The 15,841-nt window shown below is 67.3% G+C and carries 14 protein-coding genes; 4 read left to right on the forward strand and 10 right to left on the reverse strand.

Annotated elements, in window-relative coordinates:
• Nucleotides 1-36: 36 nt before the first annotated feature.
• Complete coding sequence (locus tag BKE41_RS28095) at nt 37-390, reverse strand: antibiotic biosynthesis monooxygenase family protein (protein ID WP_245295863.1); 354 nt, start codon at nt 388-390, stop codon at nt 37-39.
• Between the two features lie 103 nt (nt 391-493).
• Between BKE41_RS28095 and BKE41_RS28100 the strand changes: the two genes are divergently transcribed.
• A complete protein-coding gene (locus BKE41_RS28100) occupies nt 494-970 on the forward strand; it encodes a MarR family winged helix-turn-helix transcriptional regulator (protein ID WP_071000516.1) in 477 nt (158 codons plus the stop codon).
• A gap of 215 nt (nt 971-1,185) precedes the next feature.
• Here the strand turns inward: BKE41_RS28100 and BKE41_RS28105 are convergent, their stop codons facing one another.
• The 5 genes from BKE41_RS28105 to BKE41_RS30680 form a co-directional block, all read right to left on the reverse strand.
• Nucleotides 1,186-3,855, reverse strand: a complete 2,670-nt coding sequence (locus BKE41_RS28105; protein ID WP_159392826.1) for a DUF5906 domain-containing protein — start codon at nt 3,853-3,855, stop codon at nt 1,186-1,188.
• Between the two features lie 835 nt (nt 3,856-4,690).
• Nucleotides 4,691-5,020: a hypothetical protein gene (locus BKE41_RS31460; RefSeq protein ID WP_159392827.1), complete on the reverse strand. Its 330-nt coding sequence runs from the start codon at nt 5,018-5,020 to the stop codon at nt 4,691-4,693.
• 200 nt (nt 5,021-5,220) lie between these two features.
• Nucleotides 5,221-5,448, reverse strand: a complete 228-nt coding sequence (locus tag BKE41_RS31465; protein WP_159392828.1) for a hypothetical protein — start codon at nt 5,446-5,448, stop codon at nt 5,221-5,223.
• 114 nt (nt 5,449-5,562) lie between these two features.
• On the reverse strand, nt 5,563-6,774 hold the full coding sequence (locus tag BKE41_RS30675) for a site-specific integrase (protein WP_083374470.1): 1,212 nt from the start codon (nt 6,772-6,774) through the stop codon (nt 5,563-5,565).
• Nucleotides 6,775-7,011: 237 nt separating this feature from the next.
• Complete coding sequence (locus BKE41_RS30680) at nt 7,012-7,338, reverse strand: hypothetical protein (RefSeq protein WP_182177899.1); 327 nt, start codon at nt 7,336-7,338, stop codon at nt 7,012-7,014.
• Nucleotides 7,339-7,677: 339 nt separating this feature from the next.
• Between BKE41_RS30680 and BKE41_RS28110 the strand changes: the two genes are divergently transcribed.
• On the forward strand, nt 7,678-8,640 hold the full coding sequence (locus tag BKE41_RS28110) for a phytanoyl-CoA dioxygenase family protein (RefSeq protein WP_053622301.1): 963 nt from the start codon (nt 7,678-7,680) through the stop codon (nt 8,638-8,640).
• Between the two features lie 23 nt (nt 8,641-8,663).
• On the opposite strand, the gene BKE41_RS28115 is transcribed toward BKE41_RS28110, so the two are convergent.
• The 3 genes from BKE41_RS28115 to BKE41_RS28125 all read right to left on the reverse strand — a co-directional run bounded on the left by BKE41_RS28115 (nt 8,664) and on the right by BKE41_RS28125 (nt 12,162).
• Nucleotides 8,664-9,581, reverse strand: a complete 918-nt coding sequence (locus BKE41_RS28115; RefSeq protein WP_071000518.1) for an alpha/beta hydrolase — start codon at nt 9,579-9,581, stop codon at nt 8,664-8,666.
• 11 nt (nt 9,582-9,592) lie between these two features.
• Complete coding sequence (locus tag BKE41_RS28120) at nt 9,593-10,606, reverse strand: SDR family oxidoreductase (protein WP_043075006.1); 1,014 nt, start codon at nt 10,604-10,606, stop codon at nt 9,593-9,595.
• A gap of 125 nt (nt 10,607-10,731) precedes the next feature.
• A complete protein-coding gene (locus tag BKE41_RS28125) occupies nt 10,732-12,162 on the reverse strand; it encodes a mannose-1-phosphate guanylyltransferase/mannose-6-phosphate isomerase (RefSeq protein ID WP_012322043.1) in 1,431 nt (476 codons plus the stop codon).
• Nucleotides 12,163-12,352: 190 nt separating this feature from the next.
• Here BKE41_RS28125 and selA point away from each other — a divergent pair, with 190 nt between their 5' ends.
• Both selA and BKE41_RS28135 read left to right on the forward strand, forming a co-directional pair.
• Entirely contained in the window at nt 12,353-13,795 is a 1,443-nt protein-coding gene (gene selA / locus BKE41_RS28130) for an L-seryl-tRNA(Sec) selenium transferase (RefSeq protein WP_071000519.1), read from the forward strand.
• A 123-nt stretch (nt 13,796-13,918) separates the two neighbouring features.
• Nucleotides 13,919-14,389, forward strand: coding sequence for a MarR family transcriptional regulator (locus tag BKE41_RS28135; protein WP_012322045.1), 471 nt, complete (start codon nt 13,919-13,921; stop codon nt 14,387-14,389).
• Nucleotides 14,390-14,431: 42 nt separating this feature from the next.
• Here the strand turns inward: BKE41_RS28135 and BKE41_RS28140 are convergent, their stop codons facing one another.
• Nucleotides 14,432-15,802, reverse strand: coding sequence for a pentapeptide repeat-containing protein (locus BKE41_RS28140; protein WP_071000520.1), 1,371 nt, complete (start codon nt 15,800-15,802; stop codon nt 14,432-14,434).
• Nucleotides 15,803-15,841 lie beyond the last annotated feature (39 nt).

A 15,841-nucleotide genomic window follows, 5' to 3' on the forward strand; every position in this document is an offset into this window, starting at 1 on the left:
CTCAGGCGTGGGATGGGGGCAGGATACTTCTGCTGCTTACGCCACACAGATGCCCGGAACCTCAACCCTGCGGAACAGGTGTGGGGTCGCCGTCGCGCTGTCCGGATAAGCTCCCAGCTGCGCCCTGAACTCCGGGTTTGCGAAGGCTTCGCGGAAGTGCGCGGCGGACTGCCAGACCGCGTAGTTCAGGAAGGTACCGCTACCCGCAGTACCGCGATGAAGCTGGGTGGAGATGAAACCTGGCTGGCGCTTCATAATCGCTGCATCGCGGCTCCAGGCGTTCAGCAGCGCGTCGGCGTCCTCGGGTGGGACGACGAATGTGTTGACCAGCACCACAGGACCGTGCGTGTCCTCGCGAAGCTGGTCGGCGAGCGTGACGGTCGCGTCCATTTCCAGAAACCTGGGCATGTCAGTCCCTTGGCTTTATGGTGCCGATATGACATCATGGTGTCAACTTATGAAATCGACACCATGATGTCAACAGGATGCCCACATGCCCGGCAGATCGCCTTCGGCCGAGACGCTGACCGATCTCGTCCTCACGCTTTTCCGGGTGAACAACGCGTCCCTTGTCTGGGGCGACCGGTTGGTTCGACCTTTCGGCCTGACCAGCGCCCGCTGGCAGATCATGGGAGCCATCGCCTACGCCGACCGACCGCAACCGGTGGCATGGCTCGCCCGCGACCTCGGGGCGAACCGGCAGAACGTCCAGCGCATCGTCAACGAGCTTGCACAGGAAGGCTTAGTGCGGTTCGAGAACAATCCGCACCACAAGCGGGCGCAACTAGTGCTTCTGACGACGGCGGGCAAGCGTGCCTACGATGACGCGATCCGGGCCTGGGACCCAGCTGCCGACGATCTCGCGACAGGTCTGTCCTTAGACGATTTAGCGACGGCCGTTCGGGTCCTCAGCGTGTTGCGCAGCAGACTGGCTGCCAGCAATGCGGGCGAGGATGAAGCCGATGCATAACGCTTGCTGAGCGTCCGCTTGCCGGATCGGAAGAATGCAGGCGCAACGGCGAGGTTGGGTCGGTAGGGGACGGTACCAAGAGCCCGGTGCCATGGCGACCAGTGCCAAAACTCGGCGCCACGTAGAGAGCTGGCTCGGGCACGCTCCCTTCTAGAAGGACTCTTGGTCGCGAGACCCGGCCCGTAGACCGGTTTCGGGTCTCGCGACGCTCTATCCTACTGTCGCCGATCGGCAGGTTTAGGCGGCCCTGAGAACGTCGGCCACACATGGTCCGACGACAGCCGGTTTTCAGCTTGGTCCTGGTCCAGCTCGTCCAAAACCTCCGGGCCATTTGCCTCTGCGAGTTTCTGAATGAGTGGTCGGGCCGTCCTCAGGCCGTAAACGGTCGCGATGCGCGCTCCATTGGATCTGACTTCACTTATCTTTTGGGCGTATTTACTGAGGCGCTTCGCCAGAGCAGGTGTCTTTCCGAAGTCATAGGTTTGGGTATCGTCTACGTCGCCGTTTGTGTTCTCGCGCTCGTTTACGCTCATTTGAGACATGATCGCTGCGAATTCCTTCATATCGAAAATACACCGTCCAGCGTTCCGGAAAACCTCCACGGCCGCCTGCATATGCCGGTCCCACGCGTCCAGGCCAGCAATCTGCACTTCCCGTTTTTCCCGAGTAACCGGTGGGGCCTTAGCGGCGTTGTACCCCCTCACGTCCCGCTTGGACAGGAACCGCCACAGTGTCGCCAACCGCTCCGGGTCCAGGGTTACGGCGGTTAGGTCCGCGTAATACTGTTCTTCGGGTTTGTTCTCCTGTGTGATCCCGCAGGCCACATAGAAAATGCGCCGGTCCTGAGTTTCGACCTCAAGCGCACGGTTGTAATTCGACGTACTCACCACACGGGCGAAATTTCGAACCATTCGGGCATTGACCCGTTTTTCCTCAATCTGGAAAAAGTCGCCATCGGGCCCCGGATCGACAAGCTGTTTCAGGGCAGCAGTTACCGCCTTTTGGTTCGCGAGAGTGGAACCGTCCGGCAGTTCCTTAATACTGATGATGCGGCACCCCTCAACGTTCGCCATTGCGAAGCGCCGGGAGGCCTCGTTCATCATCTTCGTACCATCGATCTGGCCGCCCTGGTCCCGGCCGGTGCCGTCGAACATGGAAACCAGCATGGCAACATAGATCGATTTGCCCACGCCGTGGTCCCCTTGGAGGAACAGCATATGGCCGGGGCGCTTCCCGGTTTGGGCCATGTACGCCAGGGTATCCAGCTCGTATTTGACGTGTTCCGGCCCAAAAACCCGCTCCATAAACTCCAGGAGGGTTTCCAGGTCGGCCGCAGCCCGAGCGGCATTTTTCGGCGCGCGCTCCCCGTAGCGGATGACGGGAGACTGAAACCGCATGTTGAGCAGGAACGCCGGGTTTCCGTCCGGCTGCGGCTCGGGGACGACGGCGCCGCGCTCATAGAGCGGGTTTCGCGTCTCGCCGACGTAGAAGCACCGGGGCGCATCCTGGGGGAGGTCCCTTTCCCATTCTCGCATCGCGCGAACGAAATTCCAAAATCCGTCCTCGTTCCCGCCGAAGTGGCCGCGCAGCTTGTCCACCAGCGACAGCCGCGGATCCTCCGTCCGGGACTGCCACCAGTCGAGCCCGCGAAACTCCACGCCCGGCTCAAACACGTTGCGCATCCGGAGCGTGCCATTGTCGGTCCGCATGTTTACCCGGCCGAAAACGTAGCTCCGGCCCACGTTCTCCAACAGCTCGGCCAGCTCGTCTTTCGCCGCAGACAAGCGCTTGCGAGCGCCTTGCGAAACCTCATCGTCGGGGAACACGCTCCGCATGTCTGGGAAAATCTTGTTCTGCCGGAACATGTGAGAGAGGGTATTCCGGCCGACACGCACACCGCGGTGGAGGCTGTCCCAGCACTTCCGGAAATACTCTCCATCGCACCAACCGTCGCGAGTGGCCCATTCCTCGATATCGTCGGCTGCTGCCTCGGCCTCGGACCCGAGCGCGGCGCGGATCGCCGCCAGGACGCCCACCAAGTCGTCCCGGTGGGGGAAGTTGGCTTCCGTGTTCGGGAGGCGGTCCAGGCCGTCTAGGACGGCCCTGAGGGGCATCGTGGGTTCCTCGTACCGGAAGTCCCGGTCCTCGCCGATCGCCGCGCCGCCCGATTGGCGAATGACCTCACCGCCGGCCCGCTCCAGCTGCTCAACGAAGGTATCGAGGAGGCGGTTGACGGTGGCGTTATCGAGGAGGGCGATTTCCTGGCGGTCCCAAAGCTCGAATAGGTCCCGATCCGGGTGCCAGTCGTACCGATCGCGACGGTTTTGGTGGAGGCCAGCCGCGAGGAACTGGTTTCCATACCCGATTACGTCGATTTTGCTGTCTACCCCGTTGAGGCGGTAGGACAGGTGGCGGCCCCGAACCACGCTCTCCATATCGTCCGGATTGGGGCACTCGAAAGCGTACAGCCGGCGGTGGCCATCGCCGCGCAGACGTTCCGCGTATCCGGCATTGGCGCCGAACACGATGGACAGGACGGTTTCCATCAGTTCGCGGGCGGCGGCACTCTCCGCGTCGCTGTCGATTGCCGGCACATACCGCCCGAGGAGGCCAACGCTTTCCGTGGGCCACTCCTCAAACTCCACGGCGTCGCGCTCGGGCACGCCGTCTTTGATGAAAGAGCCGCACAACCCCCGCCACTCATTGCGGCGAGGGTCATACCGGCCAGGGCTTTTCCCCATACTTTTTGGTTTGAGGGTGCCCGTCGCACCGATGTGACCATCGGGTGGGGCGATCGGTAGAAGGTAACTAATCGAGATACCGGCGTCGCGGAAAGTTTTCGTCGCGTCGTGGAAAACCGGTGTTGACTTAGCTCGGCCTTTCATTACAATCTCTCTTGCTATGAGTTGCAGCGTTTTGGCGACGCCTGCTATTCCAGCCTTGGGGAACGGGAGTGCAGGTTTACCGACCACGCTCCCGTTTCGCGTTCTGCGATCGGACCTCGGCCGCGTAGGTCTCGATCGCCTTCGAAAGCAAAGCCTTCCGATTCTCAACATCCAAGAGAGAAACGCCGTGAAGGCAAGGCCGCTTGAACGGAGTTTCTGAGTACCTATTTTGCTTGAATGGGCCTAATAGGTCCACGAATACATCGTACTTGCCAGACATTGCCCAAATGCAGATGTGATCAAGACTGAAATGCTCTATCCAGTTCTGGAATTTTCCCGCATTCTCCGGTTCAGACCGTCTTGTATGCAGCGCCTTTAACGCAAATCTTGCAACACCTTTGGCTATTTCTTCCTCAGCCTCAGTCATTTTCGGTAACGAGGCTTCGTATGGCACAGAATCAATTTCATTTAATCGAACAGAAACTGCGACAAGCTCCTGGTCTAGGTCTCGGCTACAAATATCAGGCACGCGACTACACTCCGCAGATTAGCTCAGGGGTGGGGGAGGCATCGCGCGGAAGGGCCATCGCGCTGAAACACCCAGCCGGGCCATTGTATACGCTTTTATACCAAAATTAGGCGGCCGGCCCAATTGCTTACACCAAGCTGTTGGCCGATTAAAGCCAAACTATGAATGACTTGTTGAGCAAACGAGGTGCACAAAAACGAACGAAATCTGTCGAACTCAAAACGCCACGCAGACAGAAAAGGGGCACCGGCTGGCGCCCGCGAAAAACCCTTCTCGGTTATTTGCGGTTACGATCGGGACACGCGCCTAGCAGGGTACGGCTGCAACGGGCTGCATGGTTTCGAGGGAATAGGCCGTGATGCCACCGGATGTGCGCAATGCAATTGTTCCGGCGGGAATGTCTCGGCTTAAGACGGCCGGAAACCCGGCCCATTCCCGCGCGACGACGGTACGGACGCCATTCTGAACGATTTTGGCGAGCCCCCGGACGATGTGCTCAAGCGGCATATCCGGGTGGGCCGTGCCGATCGCGATATCTGCTGCCAGCCCCCGCCCTCGCTTGGTCAGTACCGTGGCTGTCTCGAACCCCGGAGCACGGGTCCGAGGTTTTTCCTTTGCACGCTCACGTTGTTCCATGGGGCAGGCTAGCCTCTTAGCTGAATCCATCATCGCTACTGCGGCTATGAATGAGTGCGCACCGGTCGCCGTAAGAGGACAGCGGTCACGCCGCGCTTTTCGGCGCCTTACCAAGTGCCGCGACTCGCCCGATGCGTAGGGGAAGGGCCATCCCTATGCCCAAGCTGAAATCTGCAAGGGTAATCGCTGTACCGAGGCCTTCAGCCGGCGCGCTGAGCGTTGAATTCGATGAGCGCGCCCTGTCTCCAGCCGAGCTTGCGACCGCCTAGCTTGACGGGCTTTGGCACTTTTCCAGCACGGTACAGCCGGCGCCAGTGCGGTAGAGAGAAGTTGCAGAACGCGGCAGCTTCGGCTGCGCCCACCACGCGGTTGAGGACGATCTGGGCGGCCACTTCGGGCGGCAAGCCCTCAAGGTAAGTCTGAGCCATACGCTCGCTCCAAGACCCCGCATACGAGCGAAGCACGAGTAAGCATGAGCGATCTTATTGGATCTGGCAAGTCAGAAAATTCTCGTCTCTAATGTATCCCGCTGGTTTGGAATGTCATGCCTGTCTATCTGCGGAAATAATCAGATCGACATATTCTGACCATTTATCGAGGGCCGAGGTTTTCTCCGACGTATAGGTTGCCCGGTTATAAACTCCTGCAACGCCCATTCTGGCTGGTCCAGTTATGTGGTTCACGACAGCTTCCACCACATGGGGTAAAACCCGCAGGTTTTCGTTCATGTGGGTTACGACGGTGCGTCGTAAGTCGTGGAGGCGCCAAGGGGCAATACCTTGCGCGTTTCTACCATGCAGCCAAATGCGTGTTTCGGTTATGCGTTTGTCGAGTGAGGCTTTCGAACGAGACCAGCCCTGATATGGTCCACCCGAGTCCCCGAATAGAAACTCGCGGCCTGCGCGACGCGGTACGGTTTCGAGGATTTCGCGAACAGCGAGTGAAAGCGGCACGTCGTGCGGAAGCCCGTTTTTGGTACGCTCGGCCGGAAGCCGCCAAACCCTAGCTGCGCTGTCTATCTCGCACCAGCGCATGCCCCCGACTTCGTTTCGTCGCTGGCCCGTTAGAAGCAGCAGTTTGACGATTCGCCCGTAGTCATCATCTCGACAAGCTCGCCATATCTCGGCAATTTCGCTCGCGGTTAGCACACGCGTGCGGCTGGTTTCCTCAACCGCTTTTCCGGTGGCGGTAACAGGATTGGTTTCCACGAGGCCTTGGCGCATTGCCCATGTGAAAAGAGCGGAAAGACACGTCCGGCCCCGATTCGCCGCATGGGGACCGTGTTGCGCAGCTACGCCGTTCAACCAACTTGCTACTTCTCGGCGCCCGACTGAGTGGACCGGCGAATCGTGGAGCGGGGCCAGGTAGCGACCCAGGTATCGTGCGGCTTCAGCGTAGGAGGTTGGCTTAAGGCGGGTTTCGACCAGCCGCAGGTAGTCGGCGGTTACGCCAGATAGCGTGATGGCCGCCCGCGCGCGGGCTTGAACTTTTTCTGTCTGCGGGTCGCCGCCGAGCTGCACCTTGGCGAGAATTTCCCGGGCGCGCTTGCGAGCCTCCTCCGGATCTAAAGCCGCGGCGTTCGCCAGTGTGACCCGGCGATGTTTCGTCCCAACCCGATACTGGACGATCCAGGTTCGCTTTCCGCCTGCTCGGAGGCGAATTCCGAACCCTGGCAGAGCGTCATCGAAAACGATCCGTTCGGTTTTTCCAGGCGCGATCTCCAGTGCTCCGATAGTCGCTTTGGTGAGGCGCATGGGTGCTCGGCTGGGAAGCGGTTGGGAAGCACGATCCCGCTTCCCAATGCGCTTTTATGATCCCAGCCGGAAGAGGGTCAGACGCAGAAATCTCTGTCTTATAACGGCTTATGCCGCCAGTTGATGCCTTATGATCACACCGGGTCTCGGCTTTACACGGAGAGGGTCGGGGGTTCGAGTCCCTCACCGCCCACCAGCGCTCCGGCGCCGCGCACCGTCGACGGTAAGGGTAACCGGCTACCGGTAACCGCCGTTCGGCAGTCGGCCGTGATACGGCGTGTTGCGGCAATGGCCCCACGGTCCGCGCCAGTAGCCGGGCGGGCAGCCGTTCCCCGCCCGCACTTGGTACCAGCCGCCGGGCAGCGGCCCGACATAGGGCGTGCGGCGGCAGTGGCCCCAGGGGCCGCGCCAAGCTCCCGGCCCGCATCCTCCCGCCACCAGGGTGATCGGCGCCGCGAGGCCCGGATCGGCCGGGAGCGGCATCGCCTGCGCGCCCGTCACGCACATTGACCCCGGCAACGCCGACACGATCGCGACCGCAGCAGCTTTCATTAAAATATTCATGATCTCTCTCCGAGCAACCGATGCGTATTTATCGTCGTCATCGCGCATTGAACGCGTAAAGATTCCTGTGAGACGCATTAAATATTGGACATGAAAGGAAACAGTTTCGGGAATGCCGTCAATGCGATGCACCGGCGCGAGGAAGCCGCGCGGCCGACCGCGGCGCCCGCCCGGTACGAGCAAGACGTGCCGCCGGAAATCTCAACTGGAGGTGGTGGGCGGCAAAGATGAAGACAAATGCATGAGACTGGAATGGGCAGTCATACCTAGGAATAGGTACTGTAGGCATCGGACTAAACGCGGGCATCCTCGCGGGATCATCTCGAAGCGGAGGGTGCGATGCGAGCAACGATTCCGGATCGCCTGGGTCTCGGCGTCCCCGATGCCGGGAACGGCCTCTCCGCCCGCGTGGCCGTGGCGCGGTCGCGGCTCGTCCGCTGGATCGCGGGCAGCCGGGCGGCCGGGCGCGTCCCGAGCCGGCTCCTGACCGAGGACGAGATCGCCGCGTTCCGGCGCGACGGCTTCGTCACCGTCCCGGCGATCACCACCGCGGAGGAGCTCGACACGCTGCGCGGCGCCTACGACCGCCTGTTCGAGGAGGCGCGCGGCTGGAAGGACGGGAGCCTGTTCGACCTCGTCGACATCGACCGCGGCGCCGGCGAGGCGCGCTCCCCGCAACTTCTCAATCCGTCCCGCTTCGAGCCGCTTCTCCGGGACATCCTGTTCCGGGCCAACGCCTTGGCCATGTCGCGCCAGCTCCTGGGAAGCCGCGCGGCCCTCGTCTTCGAGCACGCGATCCGCAAGCCGCCGAAGATCGGTGCGGCGACCGCGTGGCATCAGGACGAGGCCTTCTACGCCGCCTACACGAACTACCGGGCGATCACGGTCTGGATGCCCCTGCAGGACGTGTCGCCGGAGAACGGCTGCATGCTCTACGTCCCGGGGAGCCACAGGGGGCCGCTCCTCACCCATCGCAGCATCGGCGGCGACCCGCGGATCCACGGCCTCGAGGCGCTGGGGGTTCCGGTGGAGCGCGCGGTCCCCTGTCCGCTGCCGGCGGGCGGCGCCACCTTCCACGATTGCCGGACCCTGCACTGCGCCGGGCCGAATCTCAGTGCCGGACCGCGGCGCGCCTACGCCCTCGGCTTCGGGGTCCGCGCGCCGGAGCATACCCTCCGGCACGAGCATCCCTGGAACGCCGAGAAGCGCACGCTGCGGCAGGAGCGCGAGCGGCAGGCCCGCGGCGGGCTCGCCCGGCTGAAGGCGGGCGCCAAGCAGCAGATCAAGGCGCTCATCCGCTGAGTTGCGGCCCCCGCGCGGGGCCGTCAGGCGGCCGCGTGCACCGCCAGCGCCGCGCGGACGACCGCGTCGGTCTGAAGGTGATGCAGCATGTGGCCGGCCCCCGCCAGGCGCTCGAACCGCGCCCCGGGGATCAGGCCGGCCGCGCGCCGGCCGTGCAGGTCGGTGTTCACCACCAGGTCGGCGCTGCCGCCCAGGATGAGGGTGGGCCGGCGCAGAACCGGGTAGTTGAGGACGCTGCGCGTGAGACCCGGCCAGAGCCAGCCCGCATCCTCGCCCTCGGCGGTGATCTGCGCGGGGCGGCCCGCGAGGGCGAAGGGAAAGTCCCGGGCGAAGCGCGGCGGCATCGCCTCCGGGAAGAACATCGCGTTCCACAGGAGCGGCAGCAGCGCCCGGTCGCTGCTGGCGCCCAGGAGCGCCGACAGGGCGTCGCCGCCGAACGGCAGCGCCCGCGGCCCGAACAGCACCTGCTCCAGCCGCGGCTCAGGGAAGCAGATCGGCGCGACGGCGACGATGCCGGCGACCTCGTCCGGGTGGAGCATGCCGTAGGCGAGGGCGACGGCGGCCCCGAACGAGTGGCCCAGGATGACCGGACGCTCCAGGCCGAGGTGCCGCACCGCTCGCCGGATACAGGCCGCCTGATCCCAGATGTCGGCCGCGCCGCCGCGCGGCCGCCGGCTGAAACCGTGGCCCGGGCGGTCGACGGCCAGCACGCGGAAATGCTCGGCCAGCGCCGGCACGGGGCCGAGCCAGACGTCCTCCAGGCACATCAGCGTGCCGTGGATCGCCACGAGATCCGGCCCGGCGCCGGTCTCCGCGTAGGCGATCGTCCGGTCTTCGGCCAGGGACACGATCCGGCGCGGCACGATCTGGGGATCGGCCTCGGCGCCGGTCCCGCTCCCGGCCTCCCGTGCCGCCCGGGCGGGGCCGGGCAGGGTCTCCATCGCGCCTCCCCCTACAGGCGCCGTCGGCGTCCGGACGAGGTGCCGAGCACCGCGAAGGCCGTGGCCGCGCCGACGCCCAGCAGACCGGCCGCGGCCGCGAGGGGGTGCAGGGTCGCGCGGGTATAGGCGCTGGTCCGCATGACCGGGACGGGCGGGTCGCCCCGCGTCTCCCCCGCCGCGACCGGCGCGTGCAGCGCGCCGTCCGGGTTGCGCGGCGCGCTCCCGCGCTTCTGCAGGGCGATGATCGCCGGGGTGAGATAGTCGTAGGCGCCGGGGGCGAGTTCCTTGCCGGCCACGAAGGCCTTGCCGGCGCCGCCCACGAAGATGTCGCGCTGCGGGTGCACGGCCGCGTGCAGGATGGCGTTCGCCACCTCCTCCGGCGGGTAGATCGGCGGCGGCAGGCTCGGCTCGCGGTCCATGTAGTTGCGCGCCCGCTGGGGCAGGGGCGTGTCGATCGAGGCCGGCTTGATCAGCGTCACCGAGATCGGCGCGTTCTCGTCCATCAGCTCCATGCGCAGGGCGTCGGTGAAGCCCTTCACGGCGTGTTTCGAGGCCGCGTACATGCCCTGGAACGGGAAGGCGAGGTCGGAGGCGATACTGCCGACGTTGATGAGGGCGCCGCCGTGCTGGCGCAGGTGCTCGGTCGCCACGAGGGAACCGTAGACGGTTCCCCAGAAATTCGTCTGGATCAGGCGCTCGTGGTCGGCATCGCTGATCTCGCGCAGCCGGCCGTAGATCGAGCCGCCGGCCACGTTCACCCAGGTGTCGAAGCCGCCGAAGGTCGCCTCGGCCCGGTCGGCCACGGCCTGCACGTCGGACCGCCGGCCGACATCGGCGACGACGTCGATCGCCTTGCCGCCGACGCCCTCGATCTCGGCCCGGATGCGCGCCAGGGCGTCGCCGCTGCGCGCCGCCAGCACCACCCGGGCGCCGCGCTCGGCCGCCATCCGGGCCGTGGCGAGGCCGATACCCGACGAGGCGCCGGTGATCACGATGACCTGCTCGCGGAGCGGCTTGTGCTTCATGCGATATCCCCGACGCTGCGGCGCGGCCGCACGGGAGCGGCCACACGCTAGGCTATCGATCGGGGCGGCCGCATGTTCCGGGCGCACCCGCGGGTGATCGGGTCGCAGGCTGGCCGCCCGGGCACTCAGCGTCCGTAGATGTCCTCGACGCGGATGATGTCGTCCTCGCCGGTGTAGGAGCCGACCTGGACCTCGATCAGCTCCAGCGGGATCTTGCCCGGGTTGGCCAGCCGGTGCATCGACCCGATCGGCAGGTAGACCGCCTCGTTCTCGTGGACCAGCACCACCCGCTCGTCGATCGTCACCTCGGCGGTGCCGCGCACCACCACCCAGTGCTCCGCCCGGTGGTAGTGCTTCTGCAGCGACAGCCGCCCGCCCGGCACAACCTGGATCCGCTTCACCTGGAAGCGCTCGCCGATGTCGATCCGCTGGTACCAGCCCCAGGGCCGGTACATCCGCAGATGCGCGTCCGCCTCCGGCTCCCCGCGGGCCCGCAGCGCGCCGACCAGCTCCTTCACTTGGCCCGAATGCGCCTTGGAGGCCACCAGCACCGCGTCGGGGGTCGAGACCACCACCACGTCCTCCAGGCCCACCACCGCGGTCAGGCCCTCGCCCTGGCTGTGCACGAGGCTGTTCTTCGTGCCGATCAGCGACACCCGGCCGCGCACGGCGTTGCCGGCCTCGTCGTGGTCCAGCACCTGCCAGACCGCGTCCCAGGTGCCGACATCCGACCACGCGAACGACACCGGCAGCACGCCGGCCCGGGCGGTCCGCTCCATGACCGCGTAGTCGATCGAGATCTTCGGCGCCTGAGCGAAGGCCGTCGCGTCGAGGCGCACGAAGTCGAGGTCGGTCACCGCCGCCTCCAGGGCCGCGCGCGCGGCCGCCAGCACCTCGGGGACGAACGCTTCCAGCTCGGCCAGCATCAGGTCGGCGCGGAACAGGAAGTAGCCCGAGTTCCACAGGGCGCCGTCGGTGATCAGCGCCTCGGCGCCGGCCCGGTCGGGCTTCTCGACGAAGCGGGCGACGCGGGCCGCGCCCGGGGCCTCGGCGATCGGCTCGCCGCGGCGGATGTAGCCGTAATCGGTGGCCGGCCGGTCGGGCTCGATGCCGAGCGTCATCGTGTAGCCGGCGCGCGCCCCGGCGGCCGCGCGCTGCACGGCGTCCACGAAGGCGGCCGTGTCGGGCACGACGTGGTCGGCGGCCATGATCAGCACCACGGCCTGCGGGTCGCTGGCGGCGGCGTGCAGGGCTGCGACCGCCACGGCGGCGGCGGAGTCGCGGCCCTGCGGCTCGAGCAGGATGTCGGCGGAGAGACCGAGCTGGTCGCGCTGCTCGGCGACGATGAAGCGGGCCTCGGCCGAGGCGATGACGGTAGGCGTCGCGAAGACGGTGGCGTCCGACACGCGCGCCAGCGTCGCCTGGAAGGTCGAGCGCTCGGCGTCGACCAGCCGGGCGAACTGCTTGGGCATGCTCTCCCGCGACGCCGGCCACAGCCGCGTCCCCGTCCCTCCGCACAGGATCATCGGGTGGATCTGGATCGAAGGTCGGGACATGGCGACGTCTCCCGAGAAGGCTCGGCGGGGTTGGCGTGGCCGAGCCCGCCCCGCGCGGGGGCGATGGACTCTCGGGCGCCGATTTCAGGATCTGCCCTTACCGTCGGGCCGGGACCGGAACAACCTGCGCGAATTATCCGCGCGTCGACGGGCTGGCTCCGTGCAGCGGGATGGTTATCTCTGGCCTGACATGAACGGACCCGCCCCCACCCCTCAGGCCGTCGACCCGGCGCCGTCCCCGCGCCGGATTCCCTCGGTCGAGCGCCTCGTCGGCGGCGCGCCGCCCGCCGATCTCGAGACCTACGGGCGGACGGCCTTCACGGACGCGATCCGGGCGGTGGTGGCCGGGCTCCGGGCGGGGGGCGGTCCCGTCCCGGACGCGGCGGCGATCCGGGCGGCGGCGTCGGCGCGCCTCGCCGCCGAGCGGCGCCCGTCCCTGCGGCCGGTCCTCAACCTGACCGGGACGGTTCTGCACACCAATCTCGGCCGCGCCCTGCTGCCCCGCTCGGCCGCGGAGGCGGTGGCCGCCGTGATGGTGCAGGCGAGCAACCTCGAATTCGATCTCGAGACCGGCGCCCGCGGCGAGCGGGACGATCATGTCGAGGCCCTGATCTGCCGCCTGACCGGCGCCGAGGCCGCGGTCGTCGTCAACAACAACGCGGCCGCCGTCCTGCTGGTGCTGAACGCGCTCGCCATGCGCAGGGAGGTGGTGGTCTCCCGCGGCGAGCTCGTGGAGATCGGCGGCTCGTTCCGGGTGCCGGACGTGATGGTGCGGGCCGGTTGCCGCCTGCGCGAGGTCGGCACCACGAACCGTACCCACCTGCGCGACTACGCGGAGGCCCTCGGGCCCCGCACCGGCCTCGTGATGAAGGTGCACCCGAGCAACTACGCCATCGCGGGCTTCACCGCGGCGGCGGATCCCGTCGCCCTCCACGCCCTCTGCCGGGAGCGCGGCGTGCCGCTGGCGGACGATCTCGGAAGCGGCAGCCTCGTCGACCTCGCGGCCCACGGGCTGCCCCCCGAGCCCACGGTCCGCGCCGCCCTGGAGCGGGCCGACGTCGTCACCTTCAGCGGCGACAAATTGCTCGGCGCGGTCCAGTGCGGCATCGTGGCGGGGCGGAGGGACCTGATCGCCCGCGTGCGCAAGAACCCGCTGAAGCGGGCCCTGCGCGTCGACAAGATGACCTACGCGGCGCTCGAGGCCGTGCTGCGGCTCTACCTGCACCCCGAGCGGCTGCGCGCGGAGCTGCCGACCCTGCGGCTCCTGACCCGCGCGCGCGACGCGATCGCCGCGCAGGCCGAGCGCCTCGCCCCCGCGGTGGCGGAGCGGCTCGCCGGCCGCGCCACGGTCGCGGTCGCCGACTGCATCAGCCAGATCGGATCCGGCGCCCTGCCGGTGGAGACCCTGCCCAGCGCCGCCCTGGTCCTGACGCCGGTCTCCGCGGGCGGCCGCGGCGCGGGCGGGCGGTGCCGGCGGCTCGCCGAGGATCTGCGCCGGCTCCCGGTGCCGGTGATCGGCCGGATCAGCGACGAGGCCGTCCGCCTGGATCTCCGGACGCTCGAGGACGAGCCGGGCTTCCTCGACGCACTGGCGGCGCTCCCGCCCGTCGTGGACGGGAGACGAACCCCATAGGGTTGTTAAGAGAACGGGCCCGACGCTCGGAGCTTGCGCGCCGGCATCCCGTGTTATGGTATGATGACGAACCCGCGGTCGCGGTCGAGTGTGGCGGTGCGTGGACCGCGATGGGCGAACGATATGGCGTACAGTGCCGATACGGCTGAGGCGCAGCCGGAGACGGATCCGCTGCTGCTCGATAACCAGCTCTGCTACGCGCTCTATGCTGCCGCGCATCGGATGACCAAGTCGTACCGGCCGCTGCTCGAGCGGCTCGGACTGACTTATCCGCAATATCTCGTTCTGCTGGTGCTGTGGGAGCAGGACGGCGTCACGGTCTCGGAGATCGGCCGGCGCCTGCGCCTCGATTCCGGCACCCTCACGCCGGTGCTGAAGCGCCTGGAGAGCGCGGGCTTCCTGCTCCGGACCCGGCGCCAGTCCGACGAGCGCGAGGTCGAGATCGCCCTGACGCCGGAGGGCGCCGCCCTGCGCGCCGACGCGGTCTCGGTCCGCGAGAGCGTGATGTGCCAGCTCGAACTCAGCGAGCCGGAGATCCGCGCCCTGCGCAAGGATCTGAGCCTCGTGATCGACCGGCTCAGCGTGAACGACTGAGGACAGCCCGGATAGCGGGGCGCCGCTCCGGAGCTGGCGGCCTCACCGTCGCAGGCGGTTGCCCAGGACGAAGCCGTAGAGTCCCATCAGGATGATGCCGACGCCGCCCTCGATGCCGACCAGAAGGTTGGTGACGCGGCCGGTGGGCTTCAGGCCGATCTCCGGCGGGTTCGCGGTCATCATGTTGAGCGCGCTGTAGCTCAGGAGATCGAGGGGGTTGTAGGTCGGCCCGGCGTCCGGTCCCTCCAGGATGTACAGGCCGCCGGTCAGGCCGAAGAGCCCGCCGAACAGCACGATCAGCAGCGCGAAGGCGCGCGCGATGCGCGACAGGCTCTCGCCGTAATCGCACAACCACTCGACGAAGCGGTCGGCGGTCCAGCGATAGCCGTGCCGCAGGACGCCGGACCAGTCCCGGTCGGACCACGCGGCGCGGGCCTGCTGCCCGGCGTGGAAACGGCCCATCCGGCGGCCGCGCTTGTACGCCCAGCTCGCCGCGTCGTGGCTGCCGATGCTCTTCCAGTTCTGCTCCAGGGCGAGGTAGCTCGCCTGGGCGGCCTCGTAGGCGCCGGCCACCTCCTCGCCGACCGCCCCGCCGAGCTGCTCCACGCTCATCCGCGTGCCGTTGAGCCACGCGCCGGCGAAGCGGGCGTGCCGCAGCCGGCAGGTGGCGAGGTTGAGCCGCACGAGGTCGGTGTCGGAGAGATCCGCCCCGGAGAGATCGGCGCCGTCGAGCTTCGCGCCGGTGAAATGGGCGCCCCGCAGCCGCGAGCCGGCGAGGCTCGCCTTGGTCAGGCTGGCCTCGGCGAAATCCGCGTGGGTCAGGTTGGCGTCTGCGAGCTTGGCCTCGTCGAGCCGCGCCCCGCGGAAGACCGTGTCGTCCGCATCCGCACCGGAGAAATCCGCGCCCCAGAGATCGGCGCCGGCGAAGTCGGTCCCGTCGAGCAGGGCGCCGGACAGGTCGGCGAAGCGCATCGCGGCCTCGCCGAACCGGGCATCCTCCAGCATTGCCCCGGCGAACTTCACCTGCCCGGCGACGATGCCGGTGAAGTCCGCGCCGGAGAGATCGGCCTCGGACAGGTCGGCCGCCTCCAGGATCGCCCCGGTGAAGCGGGTCGAGCGCCCGACCGCGCCGGTGAGGCTCGCCCCGCGCAGGTTCGCGCCGGAGAGGTCGGCCTCCTCCATGCGGGCGCGGGACAGGTCCGCGACGACGAGCGCCAGGCCGCCGGATTCGGCGTCGGTGACGAGGCCGGCATCCGGCACGGCCGCGAGGGCGCCCGGCGCGGCGCTCAGCTGCGACAGGTCCGCGCCCGGCTCGCGCAGGGGCGCCGCGGCGGCGATCCGGCCGACGAGCGCGCGCAGCCGCGAGTCCGCCGGGGCGTCCGGTCGCGCGTCGGGGGGAGTCGCCTGGTCCATCGTCGTTCCTTGCCGGAAGGCGCGACCGGACGCCAGACG

Source organism: Methylobacterium sp. C1, assembly GCF_001854385.1.
In the GTDB taxonomy this organism is placed as follows: domain Bacteria; phylum Pseudomonadota; class Alphaproteobacteria; order Rhizobiales; family Beijerinckiaceae; genus Methylobacterium; species Methylobacterium radiotolerans.